19 protein-coding genes and 2 pseudogenes are annotated in these 24186 nt (G+C 56.6%); 15 read left to right on the top strand and 6 right to left on the bottom strand.

Features of this window, described 5'->3' with window-relative positions; all coding sequences use genetic code 11:
* Positions 1-15 precede the first annotated feature (15 nt).
* The 6 genes from pip to infB all read left to right on the top strand — a co-directional run bounded on the left by pip (position 16) and on the right by infB (position 7308).
* On the top strand, positions 16-993 hold the full coding sequence (gene pip / locus AC2FJW_RS14895) for a prolyl aminopeptidase (RefSeq protein ID WP_496697391.1): 978 nt from the start codon (positions 16-18) through the stop codon (positions 991-993).
* A complete protein-coding gene (locus AC2FJW_RS14890; RefSeq protein WP_496750485.1) occupies positions 990-1811 on the top strand; it encodes an ABC transporter substrate-binding protein in 822 nt (273 codons plus the stop codon). The genes pip and AC2FJW_RS14890 overlap by 4 nt, the downstream gene beginning before the upstream one ends.
* A gap of 161 nt (positions 1812-1972) precedes the next feature.
* Positions 1973-2563: a ribosome maturation factor RimP gene (gene rimP / locus AC2FJW_RS14885; RefSeq protein ID WP_496697395.1), complete on the top strand. Its 591-nt coding sequence runs from the start codon at positions 1973-1975 to the stop codon at positions 2561-2563.
* The gene (nusA, locus tag AC2FJW_RS14880; RefSeq protein ID WP_271950779.1) at positions 2563-4176 is read left to right on the top strand and encodes a transcription termination factor NusA; all 1614 of its coding nucleotides are present in this window, start codon (positions 2563-2565) and stop codon (positions 4174-4176) included. Before rimP ends, nusA begins: the two co-directional genes overlap by 1 nt.
* 22 nt (positions 4177-4198) lie before the next feature.
* A complete protein-coding gene (locus tag AC2FJW_RS14875; RefSeq protein ID WP_496750484.1) occupies positions 4199-4822 on the top strand; it encodes an RNA-binding protein in 624 nt (207 codons plus the stop codon).
* Between the two features lie 8 nt (positions 4823-4830).
* The gene (gene infB / locus AC2FJW_RS14870; RefSeq protein ID WP_496692727.1) at positions 4831-7308 is read left to right on the top strand and encodes a translation initiation factor IF-2; all 2478 of its coding nucleotides are present in this window, start codon (positions 4831-4833) and stop codon (positions 7306-7308) included.
* A gap of 154 nt (positions 7309-7462) precedes the next feature.
* Here the strand turns inward: infB and AC2FJW_RS14865 are convergent.
* A pseudogene (locus AC2FJW_RS14865) lies at positions 7463-7713 on the bottom strand (site-specific integrase); the annotation flags it as partial.
* Between the two features lie 993 nt (positions 7714-8706).
* On the opposite strand from AC2FJW_RS14865, the gene AC2FJW_RS14860 reads away from it, so the two are divergent.
* The 7 genes from AC2FJW_RS14860 to AC2FJW_RS14830 all read left to right on the top strand — a co-directional run bounded on the left by AC2FJW_RS14860 (position 8707) and on the right by AC2FJW_RS14830 (position 15975).
* Entirely contained in the window at positions 8707-9366 is a 660-nt protein-coding gene (locus tag AC2FJW_RS14860; protein ID WP_496709697.1) for an ester cyclase, read from the top strand.
* Between the two features lie 123 nt (positions 9367-9489).
* Entirely contained in the window at positions 9490-10728 is a 1239-nt protein-coding gene (locus tag AC2FJW_RS14855) for an ABC transporter substrate-binding protein (RefSeq protein WP_496750482.1), read from the top strand.
* Positions 10729-10788: 60 nt separating this feature from the next.
* Positions 10789-11817 carry a carbohydrate ABC transporter permease gene (locus tag AC2FJW_RS14850; RefSeq protein WP_281973841.1) on the top strand — a complete coding sequence of 343 codons (1029 nt, stop codon included), beginning with the start codon at positions 10789-10791 and terminating at the stop codon, positions 11815-11817.
* Complete coding sequence (locus AC2FJW_RS14845; protein WP_496750480.1) at positions 11817-12698, top strand: carbohydrate ABC transporter permease; 882 nt, start codon at positions 11817-11819, stop codon at positions 12696-12698. Before AC2FJW_RS14850 ends, AC2FJW_RS14845 begins: the two co-directional genes overlap by 1 nt.
* 139 nt (positions 12699-12837) lie before the next feature.
* Positions 12838-13839 (top strand): nuclear transport factor 2 family protein, encoded by a 1002-nt coding sequence (locus tag AC2FJW_RS14840; protein WP_281973843.1) that lies wholly within the window; start codon positions 12838-12840, stop codon positions 13837-13839.
* Between the two features lie 8 nt (positions 13840-13847).
* On the top strand, positions 13848-14987 hold the full coding sequence (locus AC2FJW_RS14835) for a nuclear transport factor 2 family protein (protein ID WP_496750479.1): 1140 nt from the start codon (positions 13848-13850) through the stop codon (positions 14985-14987).
* Positions 14980-15975 carry a nuclear transport factor 2 family protein gene (locus AC2FJW_RS14830; protein WP_496750477.1) on the top strand — a complete coding sequence of 332 codons (996 nt, stop codon included), beginning with the start codon at positions 14980-14982 and terminating at the stop codon, positions 15973-15975. The genes AC2FJW_RS14835 and AC2FJW_RS14830 overlap by 8 nt, the downstream gene beginning before the upstream one ends.
* Here the strand turns inward: AC2FJW_RS14830 and AC2FJW_RS14825 are convergent, their stop codons facing one another.
* Positions 15976-17001 carry a LacI family DNA-binding transcriptional regulator gene (locus AC2FJW_RS14825; protein ID WP_281973846.1) on the bottom strand — a complete coding sequence of 342 codons (1026 nt, stop codon included), beginning with the start codon at positions 16999-17001 and terminating at the stop codon, positions 15976-15978.
* Between the two features lie 530 nt (positions 17002-17531).
* Between AC2FJW_RS14825 and AC2FJW_RS14820 the strand changes: the two are divergent.
* Positions 17532-18109 (top strand): annotated as a pseudogene (locus AC2FJW_RS14820) (tyrosine-type recombinase/integrase).
* A gap of 437 nt (positions 18110-18546) precedes the next feature.
* Positions 18547-19170, top strand: a complete 624-nt coding sequence (locus AC2FJW_RS14815; RefSeq protein WP_496750476.1) for an AAA family ATPase — start codon at positions 18547-18549, stop codon at positions 19168-19170.
* A gap of 664 nt (positions 19171-19834) precedes the next feature.
* Here the strand turns inward: AC2FJW_RS14815 and AC2FJW_RS14810 are convergent.
* The 4 genes from AC2FJW_RS14810 to gyrB form a co-directional block, all read right to left on the bottom strand.
* Positions 19835-20410 carry a dihydrofolate reductase family protein gene (locus AC2FJW_RS14810; protein WP_496750474.1) on the bottom strand — a complete coding sequence of 192 codons (576 nt, stop codon included), beginning with the start codon at positions 20408-20410 and terminating at the stop codon, positions 19835-19837.
* Between the two features lie 12 nt (positions 20411-20422).
* Positions 20423-20914, bottom strand: coding sequence for an SRPBCC family protein (locus AC2FJW_RS14805; RefSeq protein ID WP_496750472.1), 492 nt, complete (start codon positions 20912-20914; stop codon positions 20423-20425).
* Positions 20907-21245 (bottom strand): ArsR/SmtB family transcription factor, encoded by a 339-nt coding sequence (locus tag AC2FJW_RS14800; protein WP_496750471.1) that lies wholly within the window; start codon positions 21243-21245, stop codon positions 20907-20909. Before AC2FJW_RS14800 ends, AC2FJW_RS14805 begins: the two co-directional genes overlap by 8 nt.
* 428 nt (positions 21246-21673) lie before the next feature.
* The gene (gene gyrB, locus AC2FJW_RS14795) at positions 21674-24091 is read right to left on the bottom strand and encodes a DNA topoisomerase (ATP-hydrolyzing) subunit B (RefSeq protein ID WP_271950736.1); all 2418 of its coding nucleotides are present in this window, start codon (positions 24089-24091) and stop codon (positions 21674-21676) included.
* Between the last annotated feature and the right edge of the window lie 95 nt (positions 24092-24186).

Here is a 24186-nt window from a genome sequence, read left to right as displayed (position 1 = left end):
CTATATAGGGCCATAATGGACAAGTACCCGGACCAAAAGCGCGCAGTGCAATATCTTTACCCGCCGATCGACCCGTTCGATCAGCGCATGGTTGATGTGGGCGATGGTCACCTTATCTATATGGAACAATGCGGCAATCCGGATGGCCTGCCGGTAGTCGTGTTGCACGGAGGTCCGGGTGGCGGATGCAGCCCCGCAATGCGGCGCTATTTCGATCCGGACGTCTTTCGGGTGATTCTGTTTGATCAGAGAGGCTGTGGACGCTCGCGCCCGCACGCGTCGGTCACAGACAACACAACCTGGCATCTGGTGGCCGATATCGAACGGCTGCGCACCCTGTTGAACATCAGTGATTGGGCCGTTTTCGGTGGAAGCTGGGGCGCAACCCTGGCGTTGATCTATGCGCAGGCGCATCCCGACCGGGTGAATAGGCTGATATTGCGCGGCGTGTTTCTGGCAACGCAGGCCGAGCTGGACTGGTTCTATGGTGGTGGCGCGGGCAAGTTCTGGCCCGAGCAATGGTCCAAGTTCACCGCTCTGCTCTCCGAGACAGAGCTTTCCGATGCGATTGGGGCCTATAACAAACGCCTGTTCTCAGGGGATCGGGCGACTGAGGTTCTGTACGGACGGGCCTGGTCCGCCTGGGAAAATGCGCTGGCGTCAATCCATTCGAACGGATCCACCGGAGAAAGCCCGGGTGAGTATGCGCGCGCCTTTGCCCGGCTTGAGAATCACTATTTCATCAATCGGGCTTTCCTTGATCAGGACGGGCAGATTCTGGAGCAGATGGATCGGATCGCTCATATTCCCGGCCATATCGTTCAGGGCCGCTATGACATGATCTGCCCACCGCATTCTGCCTGGAACCTGGCCGAGCGCTGGCCGAATGTCGAATTGAAGATGGTCCGTCAGGCGGGCCATGCCCTGTCTGAACCCGGCATCAGTGCCGAATTGGTCCGCATTATGAACCGCGTGGCCGAGGGGGTAGCATGACCCGCATTGACCGCCGCGCGTTGTTTGCGTCAGGTGCCGCTGCGGCGCTGTTGGCCGCAACAGGTGCGTCACTGGCGAATACGCCCAAGCCGGGTGGAACCCTGCGGCTTGCGGTGCCGCGTGACGACAGTCTTGAACAGGTTGCACGGGGGGCGGTGTTTGACACGCTGACCGAAATCGCACCGGACGGTACCTTGCGAGGTGAGCTGGCAACAGGATGGCAGACCGATACGGATGCCCGGATCTGGACGTTTGATCTGCGCGATGATGCGGTGTTCCACGACGGCGTAGCATTGGATATCGCTGATGTGATGGCGGTTTTGGCCGAAGTCGGGCGCGCCGAAGCGCTGGCCCCTAACCGGCTGCACCTTGAACTGGCCAAGCCTAATCCCGGCCTGCCTTTCCTGCTGGCCGAAAGTCAATTTGTCATCCCGCGGGCTGGTCAGAGCGTCAAACCGCTGCAGATCGCCAATGGCACCGGATGCTACCGTGTCGAACGGGCTGAGGATGATCGCCACTTTCTGGGCCGCAAAGTCGTTGACCATTATAAGAGCACTCAGACCGGCTGGGCGGATGCTTTTGAGATTATCGTCATTCCTGATGCCCGCGTCCGGGCCGAAGCATTGCGGGATGGCTATGTGGATATTGCTGCCCTGCCATCATCCGAAGGCTTGAATGGACTGCGCGGTCTGCGCCTTCACCCCAGCGAATCGGATATTGCGCTGGCTGCTGCTGCTCATGTTGGTATGCCCCAGCAGATCGGCGGCGCGCGCGCGCTGGACGACGGACGCATCGCTGAACGGTGGTGGTTGGCGTAAATTCCGGTCAGGGTTCCTGCCGGGGGTTGCAGACTCGGGAAACCCCGCGTATATGCAGTTGCAACAGCGGCGTGTCAGACTTCTGGTCTGGGGCTCCACCGGGAATTTCGACGGGCCGCGCGCCCGTTTTTTTGTGCCCGACTGACAGGGTAGAGTAGCTGATGACAAACGAATTGATAGCCAAAGCTGCCATCGATCGGAGACTGGCCGAGATCATCACCCCAGTGATCGAAGATCTGGGGTATGAGCTGGTCCGTATCCGCCTGATGAGCGGCAAGCAGACCACCTTGCAGATCATGGCCGACAAGCCCGATGGTGGCATCGAAGTGGATGATTGCGCCGAGATATCGAACGCAGTCAGTGCCACGTTGGATGTCGAAGATCCGATCCTTGACGCCTATGCGCTGGAAGTGTCCAGCCCCGGCATCGACCGGCCTCTGACACGTCTCAAGGATTTTGAGATGTTCGAGGGCTATGAGGCAAAGATTGAAACCGCCGAACTGATCGACGGCCGTCGCCGCTTCAAAGGTGAGCTGGCCGGGACCGAAGGTGATGAGGTTTTGATCAATATCTCCGAGGGAGATGAGACGATCACCATCGGCTTGCAGTTTGACTGGCTAAGCGATGCCAAGCTGGTCCTGACCGATGATCTGATCAAAGAGATGCTGCGCCAGCGCAAGGACGCCGGTGCCCTGAACGAAAACGCTTTCGACGAGATTGAGACCGAAGGGTCCGAAGAGGAGACGAACTGATGGCAATCACCTCAGCCAACCAGCTGGAGCTGCTGCAGACCGCCGAGGCCGTGGCCCGCGAAAAGATGATCGACCCCGGTCTGGTTGTCGAAGCGATGGAAGAATCGCTCGCCCGTGCCGCCAAAAGCCGCTACGGCGCCGAGATGGATATCCGCGTCAGCATCGACCGCAAGACCGGCAAGGCGACGTTTACCCGTGTCCGCACCGTGGTTGAAGATGAGGAGCTTGAGAACTATCAGGCCGAGATGACCGTCGAGCAGGCCAAGCAATACATGGAAGCGCCGGAAGTCGGTAGCGTCTATGTCGAAGAAGTGCCTCCGGTCGAAATGGGCCGGATCGCGGCGCAATCCGCCAAGCAGGTGATTCTGCAGAAGGTCCGCGAAGCCGAGCGCGATCGCCAGTACGAAGACTTCAAGGATCGCGCAGGTACCATCATCAACGGAGCGGTCAAGCGCGAAGAGTTTGGCAATGTCATCGTCGATCTGGGCGGTGCCGAGGCTGTTCTGCGCCGCAACGACAAGATTGGCCGCGAAAGCTATCGCCCCAATGACCGTGTGCGCGCCTATATCAAGGAAGTTCGCCGCGAGGTTCGTGGCCACCAGATCTTCCTGTCGCGCACCGCGCCTGAATTCATGGCTGAACTGTTCAAGATGGAAGTGCCGGAAATCTATGACGGCATCATCGAGGTCAAAGCTGTTGCCCGTGATCCCGGATCGCGCGCCAAGATCGCTGTCATTTCCTATGACGGCTCGATCGACCCTGTCGGTGCCTGCGTTGGTATGCGCGGCAGCCGTGTGCAGGCCGTCGTGAATGAGCTGCAGGGCGAAAAGATCGACATCATTCCATGGAACGAAGATCAGCCCACCTTCCTGGTGAACGCGCTGCAGCCTGCCGAGGTGTCAAAGGTTGTTCTGGATGAAGAAGCGGGCAAGATCGAAGTTGTGGTTCCCGAAGAACAGCTGAGCCTTGCCATTGGCCGTCGCGGTCAGAATGTGCGTTTGGCCAGCCAGCTGACCAATCTGGACATTGATATCATGACCGAAGCCGAAGAATCGGCGCGCCGTCAGAAAGAATTCGAAGCCCGCACCAGCCTGTTCATGGAAAGCCTGGATCTGGACGAGTTCTTTGCGCAGCTGCTGGTCTCGGAAGGGTTTACCAACTTGGAAGAAGTCGCTTATGTCGAGCTCGACGAGCTGTTGGTCATTGACGGCGTCGACGATGGCACCGCGCAGGAACTGCAGACCCGTGCGCGTGAACACTTGGAAGCACAGGCCAAAGCGGCGCTGGATGCAGCGCGTGAGCTGGGTGTCGAGGACAGCCTTATTGAATTCGAAGGTCTGACACCCCAGATGGTAGAGGCGCTGGCCAAGGACGACGTGAAAACGTTGGAAGATTTTGCCACCTGCGCTGACTGGGAACTGGCTGGTGGTTGGACCACAGTTGATGGTGAGCGTATCAAGGATGACGGCGTTCTGGAGCCTTTTGGCATAACGCTGGAAGAGGCGCAGGATCTGGTCATGACCGCACGCATCATGTTGGGCTGGGTTGATCCTGCCGAACTGGAGCAGGCTGAAGAAGACGGCGTAGCGGCCGACGAGGAAGCCGAGGCCTGATCGCAGGCTTCGGGTGGCGCACATGGGTCGCGGTGGCGTCCATAAGGATCGGTCTGACGGACCCGAACGCAAGTGCATTGCCACTGGCGAGGTTCAGCCTAGATATGGGCTGATCCGCTTTGTGGTCGGGCCAGACGGTCAGGTCTTTCCTGATGTCGCGGCAAAACTGCCGGGGCGCGGTGTTTATGTCTCGGCCGACCGCAGCGCGTTGGACAAAGCCATCGGCAAGAAATTGTTCGCGCGGGGGTTCAAGGCGCAGGTCACTGTGTCAAAGGATCTGGCCGATGAGGTTGAAAAGCAGATTGCGCGGCGCGTGATCGAGCTTTTGAGCCTCGCGCGCAAGTCCGGTGATGCGGTTGCTGGCTATGAAAAGGTCAAGGCAATGCTGGACCGGGATGAGGCCCAGGTATTGCTTCAGGCGTCCGATGGATCGGGGCGCGGCAAGTCGAAACTCAGCACGCCGCACTTTGGGAAATACATCGGCTGGTTGACCGCAGACGAACTTGGGGCGGCATTTGGGCGCCAAACCGTGATTCATGCGGCCTTGGCCTCTGGCGGACTCGCCAAACGTGTTGTAGAGGAAGCGCAGCGCCTGCATGGCTTGCGCGAAACGGATGACGGCGGCAAGGGCCGCGCGGAAGGGTAAGAAGCTTTATGAGCGATAGTGACGGCAAAAAGACATTGGGTCTTCGTGGCGGGGCGCGCCCCGGAAATGTGAAACAGAGTTTCAGCCACGGACGTACCAAGAATGTCGTGGTGGAAACCAAACGCAAACGCGTGGTGGTCCCCAAGCCGGGTGCGGCCAAAACCGGTGGTGGAGCTACGCCATCAGGTGATCCGTCGCGTCGTCCAGCCGGGATTTCCGACGTGGAAATGGCGCGCCGGATGAAGGCGCTGCAGGCTGCCAAGGCGCGTGAGGTCGAAGAGGCCGCCGAGCGTCAGGCCGCTGAAAAAGCGCGCGAGGAAGAGCGTGCCCGTCGCCGTGCGGAACTAGAGGCCAAAGAGCGCGAACAGCGCGAGGCCGAAGAACGCGCGCGCGCCAAGGCCGAAGAGGAAGAACGCAAGCGCAAAGAGGCTGAAGATGCCGCTAAGCGTGTCGCGGCGACCCCGACTCCTGAAGAGCCAAAAGCCGCCCGCAGCCCGGCCAGCAAGCCTGCGCCCGCAGCAACGCCACGCAAGCAGGATCGCGAGCGTGAACAGCGCGGCACGCGCACCAAGGGCCGTGACGATAACCGCCGTTCAGGCAAGCTGACTCTGGGTCAGGCGACCGGTGGTGAAGGCAACCGCCAGCGTTCGATGGCAGCCATGAAGCGTAAGCAAGAGCGCGCGCGTCAGAAAGCCATGGGCGGCGCGGTCGAGCGGGAAAAGGTTATCCGTGACGTACAGCTGCCCGAGGCGATTGTCGTGTCCGAGCTGGCCAACCGTATGGCCGAGCGTGTAGCGGACGTTGTCAAATCGCTGATGAACATGGGCATGATGGTCACGCAGAACCAGACCATTGACGCTGATACTGCGGAACTGATCATCGAAGAATTTGGCCACAAGGTCACGCGCGTCTCGGCCTCTGACGTCGAGGACGTCATCAAAGAGATCGAAGACAGCGAAGGCGATCTGCAGTCGCGTCCGCCGGTCATTACCATCATGGGTCACGTTGACCACGGTAAGACCTCGTTGCTGGACGCGATCCGCGACGCTCGCGTTGTGGCGGGTGAGGCCGGGGGTATTACCCAGCATATTGGCGCTTATCAGGTGAAAACCGATGGCGGCACAACGCTGTCTTTCCTGGATACGCCGGGCCACGCGGCCTTTACCTCGATGCGTTCGCGCGGGGCACAGGTCACGGATATCGTGGTTCTGGTTGTTGCTGCGGATGACGCGGTGATGCCGCAGACGATCGAGGCGATCAACCACGCCAAAGCGGCGGGTGTCCCGATGATCGTTGCGATCAACAAGGTCGACAAGCCGGATGCGAACCCGGACAAGGTTCGCACCGATCTGCTGCAGCACGAAGTCATCGTTGAGAAAATGTCGGGTGAGGTTCAGGACGTCGAAGTGTCCGCCATCACCGGTCAGGGTCTGGACGAGCTGCTGGAAGCCATCGCGTTGCAATCCGAAATTCTTGAGCTGAAAGCCAACCCGAATCGCGCCGCCCAGGGTGCCGTGATCGAGGCGCAGCTGGATGTGGGCCGTGGACCTGTTGCTACCGTTCTGGTTCAAACCGGTACATTGCGTCAGGGCGATATCTTTGTTGTGGGTGAGCAATACGGTAAAGTCCGTGCACTGATCAACGACAAGGGCGAGCGCGTCAAAGAAGCTGGCCCCTCGGTTCCGGTTGAGGTTCTGGGTCTGAACGGCACGCCCGAGGCCGGGGACGTTCTGAACGTCACCGAGACCGAAGCGCAGGCGCGTGAAATCGCCGCCTACCGTGAGCAAGCCGCCAAGGACAAACGCGCCGCCGCCGGTGCCGCGACCACCCTTGAACAGCTGATGCAGAAGGCCAAGGAAGACGAAAACGTCACTGAGCTGCCAATCCTGATGAAAGCGGACGTGCAAGGTTCTGCCGAAGCCATCGTTCAGGCGATGGAAAAGATCGGCAATGACGAAGTACGTGTACGCGTGCTGCACTCGGGCGTTGGTGCAATCACCGAAACCGATGTCGGCCTGGCCGAAGCATCCGGCGCCCCGATCCTGGGCTTCAACGTGCGTGCCAATGCCTCGGCGCGGAACACGGCGAACCAAAAGGGCGTGGAAATCCGCTACTACTCGGTGATCTACGATCTGGTCGACGACGTGAAAGCCGCCGCATCAGGCCTGTTGAGCGCCGAGATCCGCGAAAAGTTCATCGGTTATGCCGAGATCCGCGAAGTCTTCAAGGTTACAGGCGTTGGCAAGGTTGCTGGCTGTCTGGTTACAGAAGGCGTGGCGCGTCGTTCCGCAGGTGTCCGCCTGCTGCGCGACAACGTGGTGATCCACGAAGGCACGCTGAAGACGCTGAAGCGTTTCAAGGACGAAGTGGCCGAGGTTCAGTCGGGTCAGGAATGCGGTATGGCATTCGAGAACTATGACGATATCCGCGCCGGAGACGTCATCGAAATCTTCGAGCGCGAAGAGGTCACCCGGACACTGGATTGATCCGGACAGAACTGAAATTCGGAAAACAGCGGCTCTAACGGGCCGCTGTTTTTCTTTTGGAGAGCTGCCGTGAGCCTTTGACTTTATTCGCGAGTTTTTCTGAGGTTAATCATCAAGTCGCACGGGGTAGCCTTGGTTCAAGAGGCAATGGCATTCGCGTGTTTTCAGAGAGCTTAAACTGAACGGGCCGCTTAGTATTGCCTTGGATAACGGACACGCGTCCGCGAACGCGATCATCCCTCACCAAGTCGGTGACGGCCAGTTTCACCAAATCGCATCCGCGAAGTTTGCTACTAATCGCCACATTGAACAGCGCAAGATCGCGCAGGTAGCCCGCTAGTTTGAGCCGCGCACGGGGATCGTCCTGACCTGTTTCGGCAAGAGCGGTCGTTTCTGACCGAGAATCCGGCCTTTGTTTCAAGCTTTGCGTTTCGGGGTGACAGCGGGAAGTTGAACTCTTTGTATGTTTTGCCCTCCGATCCCCCCACGCCCAGACATCTGCACCGCGCTGACGTTGTAATCTTACAAGCGGAGTGTATGCCTGCTCTCGGAAGTCTGCGGAGAACAACATTTCTGCCGATGCATTCGGCGGCAGTGAGCCCTTCCTGTGAGTTCACTGTTCTTGCTGCGAGCGCACGCAGCGCGGATTTTTCTGCTGTTGCTGAATTTAGACGGTCGCAACGCGGCGAGAAAACCGGCCGTTTAAACATATCGCAGCAAATCTGGAATCATCAATTCATAGGTCGCGGACAATGCAGAAGATCGGCATTCGCGACCCGAGGTCCACCTTAGTGAGCATCGCGAAAGCAGGGAAAGCGCCACAACGGGATCCAAAAATTTGATGCGGTTATTCTCTCAGCCTAGTTCAATGTGGAAATTAGAAGCTAGTATCATGCGTGAAGTCGTGGCGCATGCTCTTCCCTATCGTCCACCAAAGCTGACGGGAGTCCCTTTCAGGTAAGGTTGGTGTTGATACCATTTTCAGGGTGTTCTTTTGGGATAGAGTGAAAGCGGTAATTTGTAGAGAAAAGGGCACCAATGGATCGACGTGAGAGCGCATTAGACGCAGCCAAGAAGACAGTCTTGTCGCATCAGCGGCACATAGACACTGCACCGAAGTTTGCGCTTGCTGAAGGGCTTTCGGTCGAAACCAGCGCGAATTGCAGTTTTCAGTTCACTGCACCGTTCCGGGAATGCGTCGGCGCCGAAGATGCCGACAAGAATTTTTGGGGCCCATTGCGAAGTTCGTTTTCTCCCCTTCAACGCAGACCGGACATATTTTTTGCAGGCTACAATCACCTGAGCGATGAACCTGGCGTTTGGGTTGCTTCTATGGGGCACCTTCTTGGTCTGTTCGATCAGCCGTTTCTCGGAATGCGTCCGACCCGACAGTCAACAATGCTCAGATACGCAGAATTCAGCCTGGTCGTGGACGGCAAGATAACCGAAACAACGATGTTCCTGGATGTGCTGAATCTGATGGCGCAGGTGCGGGCCGTAGCACTTCCGCCGTCGACCGCCGCGACGATGGTGACGCCCGGGCCGCGCACGCATGACGGCCTGCTTTTCAACAGCCAACCTTCGAGCGAAGGCGAAAAGACTTTGAAGCTGTTTCTCAGGATGATCGACCGTTTGCTGGCGGAAGATGTTCACACAACAAACACGGATCTGTCGTTGGATTGGAAGGAAGACATGATCTGGTGGGGGCCAGGCGGCATCGGTGCACCCTACACCCAGGAACGCTATCTTGAGCAGCATTGCGTTCCCTTCGAAGAAGGCTTGAAGTGGGGCGACTTTTTCGGTCACCGAACGGAGTTCGCAGAAGGCCACTATGGTGGATTCTTCGGTTGGCCCACATTTGATGTGACCTCGCTTGGGGGATATATCGGGCTTGCCCCGAAGTCCGAGAAGAAGGCGACGATGCGCGTTGTCGACCTCTATCGGCGGGAGGGTGACAAAATCGCTGAAAATTGGAACTTCATTGATCATCTGCACTTTCTTGAACAATTAGGTGTCGATCTTATTGCGCGACAACGCCTGCTGACCGGATTGGATTGAGGTTTTGATATTTTAAGAGAATCGAGTATAGTCGACATCGCATACGTATGCGATGTCGAGCGACCAAACTGCTCGTATCTGCTTCTAAGCTGACCCAACGAGGTCGAACCCAGGGAGAAAAACATGTCTATCATCACTCGTCTGGCAGTTACTTCAACTGCGCTTGGAATGACGGTCGGGGCTGCGTTCGCTGATTGTCCGGTTACCAGCGGAAGCGTCAGAATCCTTGCCAACGACTTTCCAGCGCTGCATGCGGTTGTCGATAACGCCGAAGCGTGCGTCGGAGAGGGGGCGGAATTCTCGAAGAACCACTCGACCAAGCACAATGAAATACAGGTTGCAGCGCTCACGGCCAATCCGGCTGAGTATACGACTAAAATCGTAGCGAACTCGTCCATCGTTCCTTTGTTGAATGATGGGCTGATACGCCCGCTGGATGATCTCGTCGCCAAGCACGGTCAGAATTTGCAACCAAACCAGCTAATTCGTGTTGATGGTAAGATCATGGCGATTGCCTTCATGGCCAATGCACAGCATCTGATCGTGCGCCAGGACATTCTTGACCAGGTCGGCAAAGGGGTGCCGACATCCTACGAAGAGGTGCTTGATGTTGCCGAAGCCATCCGCGCGGCTGGCATCATGGAATACCCTTTCGCAATGCTGACCAAATCGGATTGGAACCTCGGCGAAGAGGTCGTGAACATGTATCTCGGTCACGGCGGCGAATTTTTCAAGCCCGGCACGGCTGAGGTGTCCATCAACAACGAAGCAGGCGTCGCGACGCTGAACATGCTGAAATCGCTGATGGAATATTCCAACCCTGACTTCCTGACCTACAATACTGGCGCAGTCGTGCCGCTTTGGGAATCGGGCGAGTTAGCAATTGCTGTCATCTGGGGATCGTCGGTGGGTGGTCTGCTCGACGACGAGGGTTCTACACCTGAAATCGTTGCGGCGACGATGCCTGCCGGTGCGATGACTGTTGCGGGCGGTTCGACGCCAGCGTCATCGCTCTGGTGGGACGGTTTCACCATCGCCGCGAATATCAGCGATGAAGATGCCGAAGCTACTTTCATTGCGATGGTCAATGGCATCTCTGATGACATGGTCATGGCTAATAACGACAAGGCCGTTTGGTTGATGGAAAGCTACAAACCTGGCGTCGCTGCTGAGGGCGTCGCGGCCGTCGCAGGTGCCGGTGCCGAGCCTTATCCGATGCTGCCCTACATGGGGCTTCTGCATTCGGCATTTTTCCAAGAGGTGCCAGACTTCCTGCAGGGCAACGAAAGCGCTGAACAAACCCTAGCTGACATCGAGGCGGCTTATACCGCTGCTGCGAAGGAACAAGGGTTCCTCAAGTAAACACTCAAATGGTGCGCGGCGCTCTTTCAGCGCCGCGCACAACTTTGTCGGGTTTTCGCTATGCCGCACGGAACTTTTGCACGATTTATCTGGCCATCATTCCTGGCAATGATCCTGTTCATTGCCCTGCCGATCGTGTCGGTAGCGATGCAGTCGTTCTTTGTTGAACATGAACAGGTCATGCGTGAGGTCGAGAATTGCGGGCCCTTCACATGTACCACGATTCTACAGGTCGATCTGGAAGCAACCGACGCGTTGAAGGTCGACGCACCTCTCGGGCGTTATAACGGCTTGGGAACCTACACAAATCGTGGGCATCTGGCCTTTGACGAAGTGAGCGGGATCTGGTCAGCATCTGAATCTTTCGGGGGATTCATCTCGGGGGTTTACAACCTGCCGTTCTACAAGGCGCTTTTCTTCACGCTTGCCTATACCTTCGTCGTCACACCGTTGGTGATCGTCTTTGGTCTATTGATAGCTCTGGGTGTGAACCGCCTTCCAAAAGTCACCAAGGGGCCGACAATCTTTGCCTCGCTCTTGCCGATGATCGTGACGCCTCTGATCGGGGGCTTGATCCTTTTTTGGATGGTAGACGCAGACGGCATCATCGGGGCTACGCTGCAGATCATCTTTGACGATCCTGATCTTAGCCTGAAAGCTTCGGCACCGCTCACCTGGATCATGCTGATGGTCTACGGCGTCTGGCATTCGACGCCCTTTGCCTTCGTTGTGTTCTACGCGGGGTTACAGACGGTTCCCACGGATACTCTCGAAGCTGCGAAGATCGACGGGGCAAGCAGGTTTCAACAGGTCCGCTATGTCATCGTTCCCTACATGATGCCGCTTCTGGTCTTCATCACCTTGATGCAACTGATGGACAATTTCCGCGTCCTTGAACCCATCGTGTCCTTCTCGGCCGAAGCCAAGGCCAGATCGCTCAGTTGGATCATCTACAACGACCTTTCGGGGCAGGATAAACTCTTCGGCTCGGCCGCAGCGACTTCGATGCTAACAATCCTCGGCGTTGCCATCCTGCTGACACCAGTGCTGATCAAGACCTGGCGGGACTTTAACCGGAGGGCGGTGTGATGGCGTCAGCGGCTAACAAATCACCGCGTCTGCTGACGTGGTTCGCGACCTCGATGATCATCTTCTGGCTGATGATCGCGATCGGGCCGTTTGTCTGGACGGTCTGGGGATCTTTCAAGGTTCAGGGCGATTTCTTTTCCAAGGCCGATTGGCGGAACGCGATCTATGGGGTCTATACCCTGTCCGAAACCGGCGGCAGCTTCACAGGCAACGGATATCATGGCGCCTGGATTCAGGAAGAGTTCTGGCGGAATGTGCTGAACACCACGATTGTCGTTGTTTGCACAGTCATTATTTCTTTGACGCTTGGAACCTTGGGCGGATACGCCTTGGCGCGTTCCGGATATCGTTACGCATTCTGGCTTTTGATCGCAGCACTCGTGTTTCGGGCCATGCCGCATATCACGCTGGTCTCAGGCTACCTGCTGCCATTCTTCGAATGGAACCTGTGGGGACGACTCTCGACCACAATCGTCGTACTGGTCGCAATTAATCAGCCGTTTACGCTTTGGATGTTGCACTCGTTCTTCCTGAACATCCCGAAGGATATGGACGAAAGCGCTATGGTCGATGGCTGCACCCGGTTCCAGGCGTTCTGGCATGTGATAATTCCGGTCATGTGGCCGGGCGTCATTACGACCGGGCTATTTTCTTTCCTTCTGGCCTATAATGACTTTGCAATTACCTCGATGCTTCTGAGTTCGGAAAACCAGACGATGGTGCCCAAAATCGCAAGCTTCCTTACCCAGATACGCGAACAGGGCAACGTGATGTTTGCCGTTTCGGCGGTGGTGAGCGCCATGGTGCCTCTGTTCTTCCTGGTTTTGTTCTTCCAACGCCAGATCGTTAGCGGGTTGACCGCCGGCGCGGTGAAAGGGTGAGGCGATGGACCGTCTGACACTCGCCTCCGCTCCGCTGATTTTCACATGGTATCTGGGAGATCGTCTTCAAACCTAGGGTGTGTCGCGCCGTTAACGCAACGCCGCAACCCAACCGTCACCTCTAGATCAAGGAAGATCCATGTCAGTAGACCTGCAATCCGCCAAGTCGCTTGTTCAAGCGTACTTCACCGCCCGTGACAAAGGCGCCCCCGGGGCCGAAACCGCTGCTGCTTGTGCAGAGTACCTGTCCCCTGAGCACACCTACCGCGGTATGCGCCCGTTTTACGATGTCGAAGGGCCCGAAGCATTGGCCGACACCGTCTGGACACCGCTGAAGAATGCCATGTCCGCCATCCAGCGGCGCCCCGATATCTTTTTCGCCAGTCATGCCGATCTTGACCCGGGTGCCGGCACCTGGGTTGTTGAAATGGGCAATTTCCTGTGCGATTTTACGGACGACTGGCTGGGCATGTCCGCCACCGGAAAAACCACCTATCTGCCCTACGCGACGATGTCTCGGGTCCAGGACGGAGCCATTGTCGAAACGGTAGAGTTTCTGGATATTCTCGCAGTCTTGAGCCAGGCAGGCCGGAACCCACTGGCGAAACAACAGACCGGGGGTATGATGATGTCGCCGGGACCAATGACACACGACGGGCTTCTGCATGACCCCCAGCCCGGGGACCTGACCCAGAACACCTATGATCTGACCCACGCCATGCTGACCGATCTGGCGCTGAGCTATACGTCGCCCGGCGATCATCTGGTCCGGTTCTGGAACGCGGACATGAACTGGTTCGGCCCGGCCGGCATCGGAGCCAGCCTCTCTATTCCCGGCTACCAACGCGGACACACCCTGCCTTTCGAAGCAAAGCAAGACGTGGTGAAGATCCACGATTGGGAACTTGCACTGGCCGAAGGCAACATTGCCGCCTTCATGTGGTGGCCTTGCCTGACCCTTCGCAACACCGGCGATTACCTCGGCGCGCCTGCCAATGACGTGGCTGCCGAAATGCGCGTCGTGGACCTTTATCGCCGCGACGGCGACAAGCTCGCCGAAAACTGGATATTCATCGACATCCTGCATTTCCTTGCCGAACAGGGCGTTGATCTTTTGGCCAATACTGGAGAGACCGAATGACCCAATTCATGCCCGATCGCTCGAAGTCGCATCATCCGGCCGCCGCCTTGTCGCGGGGTCACATGCCCACGTCGTTCGACATATCTCTCAAGAACTACACCAAGGGCGGGGCGCACCGTATCCCGCCCTATCTCGGGCCGTCGCAGTCGCTTGGCGGGTTCGATCCCGAGTACCGCAACATCGTCGACTATATCGTCCGCATCACCTATCGCATCTGGGAAACCGAGGCCCGTGAAGTCGAATATATCGAAGCGTGTTACTCCGACGATAGCCTTGTCTATGACGACTATGGTCTGCAGCACGGCAACGCCAAGATCGTCGGCGACACGCACCACACGACCGGCGCAATCCCCGACATTATCCTTAACGCGGAAGAGGTGATCTGGGCTGGCGATGACACTATCGGATTTCACACTTCACACCTGACGCGCATCAAGGGCAAGAACACCGGACCGAGCAAATACGGCGACCCGGCCGGAGCTGAGGTCGAAGTCATGGTCATTGCCAACTGTGTGGCACTTGGCAACGACATTTTTCTTGAGCACGTGCTTTACAACACATCCGCCATGCTCAAGCAGCTGGGCCTTGATCTTTGGGAAGAGGCGGACAGGCTGGCCGCCGATCCTTTCCCCGGCTGGCCGCGCAGCGCCGAAACTTGGGCCGATCTGCGGTCCGGTGTGCGTCCTGAGCGCCCGTTGTGCGTTGGCGAACCTGTTGAGGGGTTCGACCCCGATGCTTTTGCTAGAGCCATCCATGACAGCCTTTGGAATGGCGATGGGGCGGCACTGGATGAATGCTATGCCGCCGATGTGTCATTCGAAGGGACAACCGATCGCAAGTTTTTCGGGCGGGACGCTTATCGCGCCTACATCGCCGAATTGCGTGAAGCCTTCCCTGACATGAAACACCATGTCGACGAGGTCTACTGGATGGGCAACGATGACGACGGTTATCTGATCTCAACCCGTTGGAGCGCCGATGCCACCCATACCGGCCGTACTCTCTACCGAGACCCCACGGGGCAGAAATGCCAGATTTGGGGCATCACGCAACAGCGCGTCAAGGATGGTGTGGTTCAGCAGGAATGGCAGCTTTTCAACGAGTTGGACCTGATGATCCAGATCGCCAAGGCCCGCCGCGATGGCTGATTATCAGGACGCCAAGGCGCTTGTCCGCTCCGCCAATGCGGCTATTGATGCGGCAGGCACTGAAAGTGTTTCCGAGGCGATGACACCTCATTTCGCCGCCAATCTTGCGTGGCGCGGCATGTACCCGTTTCATGAGCAGACCGGTCCGGAACAGGTTGCTGACGTCTTCTGGCGGCCGTTGAAACAGGCCATGGGGCCATTGCAACGGCGGCCGGACATTTTCTTTGCCGGACGGAACGAACTTGACGGGTTTTCCTCGGTCTGGGTTGTCGAAATGGGGCATCTGATGGGCACATGGGATCAGTCCTGGATCGGGCTCGCACCCTCCCGCAAGCTTTCGTTTCTGCGCTATTGCGAATTTCACCGCATTGAGAAGGAAAAGATCGTCGAAACCGCCTGCTACGTCGATATCCTGAACCTTTTGGCGCAATCGGGACGTCATCCAAGCGCGGGCACAACCGGATCGGTCCTGTTGACGCCTGGACCTGCGACGCATGATGGCCTATTGTACGATGCGCATTCGGAAACCGAAGGCCGGGCGAGTGTCGGTCTGATCTCTGACATGGTAACCGATTTGCGCGCGAACAAAGTTGGCTCGCCCGAAGAGCACATGACCCGTTTCTGGACGCCCAATATGTGCTGGTTCGGCCCCGGCGGCATCGGCGCCAGCGCATTCTTCGATGGTTATCGGCGCGGCCACTCAGGGCCGTTCGAGGAGGGTCTGGAATACGTTCGCCACACCGAACATGTCGCGCGTTTGGGCGAGGGCAACTACGGCGGGTTCTTCGGCTATCCCAGCCTATCCCTACGGTCGAAGGGTGGGTTTCTTGGTCTACCGCCTGGCGAAGTCGAAGCCGACATGCGGATCGTGGATCTCTACCGCCGCGATGGCGAAAAACTGGCCGAGAACTGGATCTTCATCGACATCCCACATTTCATGGCCATGCAAGGAGTGGACATTCTGGCAGAGCTTGGGCGCGAAAGCTGATCAGGTTCTGTTTGCCACGGTGCCGCGCTCGACCAGTTCTGGCACGATGCTCACGTTACCTGCTGTGTCGTTTCCGGCTATCGCAGCTAGCATCAGCGAGACGGATTGGTCGATCATCCGGTTGATCGGCTGGCGCAATGTCGTCAGATCATACTCAGGCAATGCCGCCATTGGAATGTCGTCAAAGCCGACAATCGACACGTCTTGCGGCACCGTGAGTTTCAACTCGCTGCGAATTACGCCGAGTGCTTCGATCGCCATGTAGTCGTTGGCGATGAAGATCGCATCTGGCCGCTTTGACGCTGGTCTGTCCAAAAGTTTGAGGGCAGCAGAGCGCGTCTCAGCCAGATCAAAATGCCCGGCAGCATGATCAAACAGGCTGTGTCCCTGATCCGACAGCTCTTGCTCAAATCCCAATTGGCGGTCGCGCCCGGTCGAAGATTCCGCCCAACCGGACAGCAACGCAATCTTCTGGTGTCCAGTTTCAATGAGATAGCGCGCTGCCAAGCGTCCGCCCAGGACATTGTCTGACGACACGCAAGACACACCTTCCTCAGCCTTTATCCGGTTGAACATAACGACTGAGATACCTTGATCCTGGCAATGCTTGCAAAGCGACGAAGACAGTTCGACCGATGCGGTGATAATCCCGTCAACCTTGTATTCCAGCAATTCGGATACCGTCTCTTCGACCCCGACTGCGGTTTCCGGCATCATGAAAACCATCGCGTGATAGCCGTTCTTCTGCAATTCGATACAGAGCTTTTCCAGTGCCAGCGCATAGAATTGATTGTCCAGATAGCTGAACAGCAAGGCGATGATCTTCGAGCGCCCAGTGATCATCGACCGGGCAAGAGCGTTTGGCCTATAGCCCAACTCCTTGGCCGCATCGAAGATTCTCTTCTTCGCTTCCGCCGATACGCCGGACTGAGTGGGTACACGAGAGAAGGCGCGGCTCACGGCTGATTGCGACACGCCCGCCCGTTTGGCGACGTCGACCGAAGTTACTGAATTCTTCCTGGCCATGTTCCATTTGCCCCGAATTTTTTGTTCCATTTGCCCCGTAATCAACGGAGAATCCGAGGATATTTTCTGCGTGGGCCGGAAGGCTTTCCACGATCCTATCTCTACCGAATGACCCAGGTCAATTGACGGATAGGCAGTATGTTCTGAAGCCTTCAACCCGTCTCGACGTCCGCTCATTTCAGTCGTTCTAAGCGGCAGAGGTTTCGTTTCGTCTTGACGCTGCACATCCTCAAACCTTTGGGTGTCCTGCAGACATGACATTCTGCGGCGACCGTATCCGCGACACACGCTGCTGCATTGCCTGTCATCGCCATGGCGGCCAAGGCCCGTCTTCAACATCCACAATGTCGGCTTATGCGTTTCTAGGCCATCGGCGCAGTTCGCCCTTGGACCTCCAAGCCGCCGAAAGCGCTCGCAGAAGATGCCCATTTGAGTGGCTGCCCTAAACGGGCGATCAGCCCTGCTTGCACAATCGCCCAGTCAGCACGGTGCTGATGACGGGGCGTGGAGGGAGGATCGGAGGGCAAATCATGCCAAGAGTCCAACTCCCCGCAGTTACCCCCATGTGCAAAGCCTGGAACAAAGGGCGCATCATCGGACAGAAACGTCCACTGCTGCCAAAACAGGTTTGGGCGATCCGTGCTCGATTCGAGCTTGCAGGCAATCTGCGCGACCTGACTTTGTTCAACGTCGCCATCGACAGCAAGCTTCGAGGCTGTGATCTGGTCAAGCTAACCGTGCCTGATTTTATCAAAAGCCATCGCGTCCGGGAACGTGTTTCGGTGATCCAGAGCAAAACCAAGCGGCCCGTTCAATTCGAACTGTCGGAAAACACGCGAAAAACCGTTCTGGTCTGGGTCAGAACTCCAGAGATGCTTGCTTGCCTGTTCATGTTTCCAAGCCGGTTTCACGACCGACCACACATCTCGACGCGTCAGTACGCACGGCTTATTCGCGACTGGGTGAAGGCGATCGGGCTGGAGCGAGTGGATACGGTTTACACTCGCTCCGCCGCACAAAGGCGGCCGAGATCTATCGTAAGACGGGCAACCTTCGCGCGGCGCAACTGCTCCTTGGCCACACCAAAGTCGACAGCACGATGCGTTAACTTGGTGTCGAATTGGAAGATGCTCTGAGCATAGCCGAGCGCATCGACATATGACCTACCTTGGCGAGCGGTTCTGCCGTTCGCCATCTCATAACGCGATAAACGGCGACTTCGGCGATATGAGTTGCAAAACAGCGATAGCCATGCCGCAGATGCGAGGTATTTCTGCGTCAGCAATAGCTGCGACTGCACAAGTCCGGTTTGTCCGCATCTTTCATATTGGCGTAGCGTGCGGCGAAAGATCGGTCTTGGGTCAGGCACAATCGGGGGCCCTGAACGACCGGTCTGGCGACATCCGCTGCGACACAACAATGAACGTGCCGCGCGTGCGAACGAATGCTGCATCAGCGAAGCCCGATAAGTGAACGACCGGAAAGTCCTGCTAGGCCGACCTTGATGCCGTCTGAACCGACCCGATGACCAACTGAAACCGTTAGATGACCGGTTCGAGCCCTTCTTGCATCATTCGGCGTCGCGGCATCAAATGCATTGAAGATTATGGAGAAGCAAAAGGGGAGATCGATTTGGGCAACAGGTTTGTCCTGCTTACGGGGTGTTCTGGCGGCGGGAAATCAACTTTATTGAAGGCTTTGGAAGATCGCGGATTTGCGACTGTCGAAGAGCCGGGCCGGCGTATCATTTCAGATGAACTTGCGAGAGGCGGAAAGGCCTTGCCATGGCTGGACATGAAAGCGTTTGCTCGACGTGCAATCGAGATGGCCAAGTCGGATTTGCAGGACGCGCAAAGCCTTGAAGGCATTGTTTTCTTTGACCGTGGTTTGATCGACGCGGCTATCGCTTTGGCACATTTGGGCGGTCGGCGGATTGTAGAGACAATTGGAGAAACCCGTGCATACCGGAAGCGTGTTTTCGTGGTCCCGCCCTGGAAGGAACTGTTTGCCAATGACGCTGAGCGGCAGCATGGATTTGAAGCGGCAGTTCAAGAACACACTCGTATTGAGAAGACGTTGGACGCACTAGGCTACATTAGAATGGAGTTACCAAAGGTATCTGTTCAAGAGCGGGTCGAAATCGTTTTGAAAGAGTGCGGTGCATTCTAGATCAGGGGTCCGCTTCGTCCGCATAGCTGCTGTCTAAGACAAAAAACACTGCATCTTAGATTAAAATCCGCTTCCTGTGCATTGCCGCCGTCACTGAGTCCTAGTGCTGCGCTAGCAGCGAAGGTCTGCTTGGTGGCCGAATCCACCAACTCTGATCCTTGGAGGAACGTCTGTTTTATCCGAGGTAGGATGACGGTGGAATATTCGCATCGGGATGGGTGCCGTCATTTGTCGCGTTTGGCATCAACCCTGCTTCTTGAAAATACTCGTGATTGCCCTTGAGCTGGCACCAACACGATGACCATGCTTTATGACAGATCAGGCACATTAATAAGGTAGACGAAAACCATACCAGAACGTTTTGAGCGCCACCTTCAAGCTTGGACACAAGAAGAAATTCAAAAATTGCACCTACTGGTGTCAAAGGGCATGGGCTTGAAAGCCATAGCCAAAGCTCTCACACGCTCTGAGGAATCGACCAAGAGCAGAGCGAAGCTTGACAAGATAAAGATCAAGAAAGCACGTTGATCTTGGTGCACTTCTGTCGTTCTTTGCAGCTGCGACCAATGGCTTCTTTGGGCTGCGAACAATCAATTGAGCTGCGTATAGCATGGTGGCAACGAGCCCAGTTTCACGGCTGCTGTGTGGAGATAGAGTGATCACTTTAGGGCCGGTAGAACTGCATCGTTGCACCATTTCCGCAGTGCTCAAATCTGGTTCGCTTTAGTTGGCAAGGCGGGCTCCCATTTTCGAAAAGACGTTTACCGCCGCCGACAACCACCGGAAAGATCCACAAGCGGAACTCGTCGATAAGATTATGGGCACGAAGCGTTTGAATCAGCCGGGCGCTGCCATGAACCTGTAAAAGAGGCCCATCCCTTGCCTTCAAAGCCGAGATTTCGCCGATAACGTCATCGTTGATCGGGTGCGAGTTTTCCCAGCGCAAACTGTCAGGCTGCGAAGTAACGACGTATTTCCTGGCGCCATTCATTCGGTCTGAAAGAGCGGACTTTGGTGCACCCGGCCAATGACCCGCAAAGATGTCGTAGGTCTTGCGACCAAAAACCATGTCATATGGCTCGGACATGGCGTGACGCTCGACTTGCTCCATCACGCCGTCCCAATACGGCGCGGCCCAGCCACCGTGTTCAAATCCTTCCGACGGATCTTCTTCTGGCATACTCGGGGATTGCATCACGCCATCGAGTGTCACGAATGTCAGAATGGCAAGCTGTCGCATGTGTCCGACCTGTCAGCTAACTTCTCTTGCAGAAAGGTACTCAGCGAGCTTGTCAAAGGCCTGATTCCAGCCACCGGCACCTGCCATGCCCGCCTCAACACCGATGTGGACCATGGTCATCAAAATTTTGCCATTCACCTCAGAGAGTTCAACAATGATCTCGGTGATGTCAGGAAAGTCATCAGGCATGCCCATCGCCTGAGGTGTGATAAGGGTTCCATCCTCATCACACATGCTCTCCGTATAGACGAGGCGATGCGGTCGGGTGACTTCTTTGTACACTCCCGTGAACCACATTTTCATGGGTCGCTCGGCGGACGTCATTTCCATGCAAACCTTACGCGTGCCGCCAACAACCACGTCCATTTCGGCTACTGGAACCGACATGCCACGGGGTCCATACCATGCACTAAACAGCGCCGGGTCAGTCCACATGTCCCAGATGGTGCCAATCGGGGCGTCAAATTCTCGCTCGATCTTTACCCATTTCTTCTCGTCATTCATCTGGTGTTTCCTTCATTCCATTCAGAATTCTGTCCATTGCGTCGAACCGAGCTTCCCAGATGAAACGGTATTGGTCGGTCCAGCCTGCAACGGCCTCCAGCGGTTTTGTGTCCAAAGCACAAGGGCGGAACTGAGCATCCTTGCCACGTAAGACCAAGCCAGCAGCCTCCAGTACCCGGATATGTTTGGAAATCGCGGGTAAGGTCGCATCGAAGGGTTCTGCAAGCTCGTTCACAGTCGCTGTGCCTTTGGCCAATCGGGCCAGAATCGCGCGCCTCGTCGGGTGGGCCAGTGCGGAAAAAGCTGCATCAAGTTGTTCATCACCTGTCATGGTGACATATTATACCATTTTGTTAATTAATCAATTGGTATAATAGGGTTCTGCAAATACGTGTTCGCATTCGCCGCTTTTGCGCGGCTTACCTGTAAATCAGACCAAGGTAGTTGCCAGCGCCTATGCCTGCTCGCCTCCCTGCTTGCGGATCGACCAAGCCCGCATTGGGCTGACAACCGTCATTGCTTGCGATGGTGCCTATGGCGGCTTCGTCCCGCATCTCGGAAACTGCAAAGTCTAGTTTTGAAAGTCTGCTTCAAGCTGGAAGCGGCCATCCGAAAACCTTCCCCGGCAATACGGCGATGGCGCGAAACAAGCAAAGAATGAGACCCGAAGATATGGAACCTCGAACTAAGAAAGTTGAAGGTTAATGCGCCCAGAGTTTTGGGCCAAAAATGCAAATCTTTGGGCGCACATACAAAAATTCAGAAGTCCAGGTTTTCGACGCTCAGAGCATTTTTCTGTATGAATTCACGGCGCGGTTCCACGACATCACCCATCAATTTAGTAAACAGGTCATCAGCTTCGAGCATATCATTCACCCGTACCTGCAACAGCGTCCTTGCATCCGGGTCCAACGTGGTTTCCCACAGCTGATCTGGGTTCATCTCGCCCAGTCCCTTATAGCGCTGCAGGGACAGGCCCTTTTCACCCTCTTCCAGAATGGCACGCAACAGGTCCAGCGGACCGTGGATGGCCTGCGACCGGTCGCGGCGGATCAGGGTTGCGGATGTGTTATAGATCTCCTGCAGGCTTTGGGTAAAACTGCCGGTCTTGCGCGCTTCGCCCGAGCGCAGCATCGGGCCATCCAGCGTACGCACCTCTTCAACACCGCGCAGGATACGAGCCAGGCGGATGCCGTGATCCTGCGTGATCCGACCCTGCCAGCCACGTTCGTATTCCAATGCGATCAGGTCAAGACGGGCTGCGACCTTGTCGGCCACGCCTTGCAGATCGGCATCAACCGCACCGGGGACAAAGGCACCGGCCACGGCGGCCTGTTCCAGAATGTGACGCGGATAGTGCGTCGGGAATGCATCCAGAACGCGTTTCAGCTGGCGCGCTTCGTCAACCACGCGCGCCAAGTCCTGGCCGGTCAATTCCTCGCCCGAACCCAGTTTCAGCACCGCACCCTCGACGCCCTGATTGATCAGGTAGTCATCCAGTGCCGCCTGATCTTTCAGATACACCTCGGACTTACCGCGCGCGACCTTATAAAGCGGCGGCTGCGCGATATACAGGTATCCGCCCTCGATCAGCTCTGGCATCTGCCGGAAGAAGAAGGTCAACAACAGCGTCCGGATATGTGCGCCATCCACATCCGCATCCGTCATGATAACGATCTTGTGGTAGCGCAGCTTTTCGATATTGAACTCATCGCGGCCAATGCCCGTGCCCAGCGCCATTACCAGATTACCGATTTCCTGGCTCGACAGCATCCGGTCGAACCGTGCACGCTCCACGTTCAGGATTTTCCCACGCAGCGGCAACACGGCCTGTGTCAAACGATCCCGACCTGTCTGAGCAGAGCCACCAGCCGAGTCCCCCTCGACCAGGAAAACTTCGGTCTTTGACGGGTCCTTCTCGGAACAATCCTTCAGCTTGCCAGCCAGATAGTTCACATCCATCGCCGTTTTGCGGCGGGTCAGTTCACGGGCTTTTCGTGCGGCTTCACGGGCCAGAGCAGCCTCGATGATTTTGCCCACGATGATTTTGGCTTCATTTGGGTTTTCTTCAAACCATTCAGCCAGCTTCTCGTTCACCATTCCTTCGACCGCCGGGCGGACCTCGGAACTGACCAGCTTGTCTTTGGTCTGTGAGGAAAACTTTGGATCCGGTACTTTGACCGACAACACGCAGGTCAGGCCCTCGCGCGCGTCATCGCCCGTAAAGCTGACCTTTTCCCTTTTCGCAATGCCGCTAGATTGGGCATAGTTGTTGATCGTGCGGGTCAGCGCACCCCGGAAACCCGCAATATGAGTACCGCCATCGCGCTGAGGGATGTTGTTGGTAAAGGGAAGAACCGACTCGTGATAGCTGTCATTCCACCACATCGCGATTTCGACACCGATATCGTCCCGCTCACCCTTGATATAGATCGGCTCGGGCATGGCAGACGACTTTGACCGGTCGAGGTATTTGACGAATTCCTTCACGCCGCCCTCATAAAACAGCTCAGTTTCCAGCCGTTCTGCGGGGCGTTCGTCGACCAGGATGATCCGCACACCCGAATTCAGGAAGGCAAGCTCGCGCAGGCGCTTTTCCAGCGTCTCGAACGAGTATTCGAGGTTCGAGAATGTATCAGTCGAGGCCAGAAAGCGCACCTCGGTCCCCGTACGGTCACCACATTCGCCGACCACTTTCAGATGTTCGACGGTTTCGCCCCCTTCGAACCGGGCGACATGTTCTTTGCCCTTGCGCCAGACGCGCAGTTCCAACCAGTTGGACAGCGCATTCACAACCGAAACGCCCACGCCGTGCAGACCACCAGACACCTTGTACGAGTTGCTGTCGAACTTACCGCCCGCATGCAGCTGGGTCATGATGACCTCGGCGGCGGACACGCCTTCTTCGGGATGGATATCCACCGGAATCCCGCGACCGTTGTCGCTGACTGAAACGCTGGAATCGGCGTGAATTTTCACTGTCACATGGTCGGCATGACCGGCCAGAGCTTCGTCAATTCCGTTGTCGACAACCTCATACACCATATGGTGCAGACCCGAGCCGTCATCGGTGTCACCGATATACATGCCGGGGCGCTTTCGAACTGCCTCTAAGCCTTTGAGAACCTTGATTGAATCCGCGCCGTATTCCTGCGGTGCCTGTGCGTCTTCGGACATGCCGTTAGTACCTATATTATTTTGGTAACTTATACGTTCTCTGGTGGGGAATGTCACGCGATCCCCCAATATTTTGTGCCAGAGTTTGGATTTTC

The sequence above is a fragment of the Ruegeria sp. CDSA020 genome (genome assembly GCF_059612345.1).
The sequence above is the reverse complement of the archived record's forward strand: the minus strand, read 5'-3'. Positions and strand labels throughout refer to the sequence as shown.

What these genes read in the sequence shown, in the direction of transcription:
- AC2FJW_RS14825 (WP_281973846.1), bottom strand. Translation starts at nt 17,001, where the DNA reads ATGGCCAGGAAGAATTCAGTAACTTCGGTCGACGTCGCCAAACGGGCG.
- AC2FJW_RS14850 (WP_281973841.1), top strand. Translation starts at nt 10,789, where the DNA reads ATGCCGCACGGAACTTTTGCACGATTTATCTGGCCATCATTCCTGGCA.
- AC2FJW_RS14815 (WP_496750476.1), top strand. Translation starts at nt 18,547, where the DNA reads ATGACCGGTTCGAGCCCTTCTTGCATCATTCGGCGTCGCGGCATCAAA.
- AC2FJW_RS14810 (WP_496750474.1), bottom strand. Translation starts at nt 20,410, where the DNA reads ATGCGACAGCTTGCCATTCTGACATTCGTGACACTCGATGGCGTGATG.
- AC2FJW_RS14830 (WP_496750477.1), top strand. Translation starts at nt 14,980, where the DNA reads ATGGCTGATTATCAGGACGCCAAGGCGCTTGTCCGCTCCGCCAATGCG.
- AC2FJW_RS14855 (WP_496750482.1), top strand. Translation starts at nt 9,490, where the DNA reads ATGTCTATCATCACTCGTCTGGCAGTTACTTCAACTGCGCTTGGAATG.
- gyrB (WP_271950736.1), bottom strand. Translation starts at nt 24,091, where the DNA reads ATGTCCGAAGACGCACAGGCACCGCAGGAATACGGCGCGGATTCAATC.
- AC2FJW_RS14875 (WP_496750484.1), top strand. Translation starts at nt 4,199, where the DNA reads ATGGGTCGCGGTGGCGTCCATAAGGATCGGTCTGACGGACCCGAACGC.
- pip (WP_496697391.1), top strand. Translation starts at nt 16, where the DNA reads ATGGACAAGTACCCGGACCAAAAGCGCGCAGTGCAATATCTTTACCCG.
- AC2FJW_RS14835 (WP_496750479.1), top strand. Translation starts at nt 13,848, where the DNA reads ATGCCCGATCGCTCGAAGTCGCATCATCCGGCCGCCGCCTTGTCGCGG.
- AC2FJW_RS14860 (WP_496709697.1), top strand. Translation starts at nt 8,707, where the DNA reads ATGCTCAGATACGCAGAATTCAGCCTGGTCGTGGACGGCAAGATAACC.
- AC2FJW_RS14800 (WP_496750471.1), bottom strand. Translation starts at nt 21,245, where the DNA reads ATGACAGGTGATGAACAACTTGATGCAGCTTTTTCCGCACTGGCCCAC.
- AC2FJW_RS14890 (WP_496750485.1), top strand. Translation starts at nt 990, where the DNA reads ATGACCCGCATTGACCGCCGCGCGTTGTTTGCGTCAGGTGCCGCTGCG.
- AC2FJW_RS14840 (WP_281973843.1), top strand. Translation starts at nt 12,838, where the DNA reads ATGTCAGTAGACCTGCAATCCGCCAAGTCGCTTGTTCAAGCGTACTTC.
- nusA (WP_271950779.1), top strand. Translation starts at nt 2,563, where the DNA reads ATGGCAATCACCTCAGCCAACCAGCTGGAGCTGCTGCAGACCGCCGAG.
- infB (WP_496692727.1), top strand. Translation starts at nt 4,831, where the DNA reads ATGAGCGATAGTGACGGCAAAAAGACATTGGGTCTTCGTGGCGGGGCG.
- AC2FJW_RS14845 (WP_496750480.1), top strand. Translation starts at nt 11,817, where the DNA reads ATGGCGTCAGCGGCTAACAAATCACCGCGTCTGCTGACGTGGTTCGCG.
- AC2FJW_RS14805 (WP_496750472.1), bottom strand. Translation starts at nt 20,914, where the DNA reads ATGAATGACGAGAAGAAATGGGTAAAGATCGAGCGAGAATTTGACGCC.
- rimP (WP_496697395.1), top strand. Translation starts at nt 1,973, where the DNA reads ATGACAAACGAATTGATAGCCAAAGCTGCCATCGATCGGAGACTGGCC.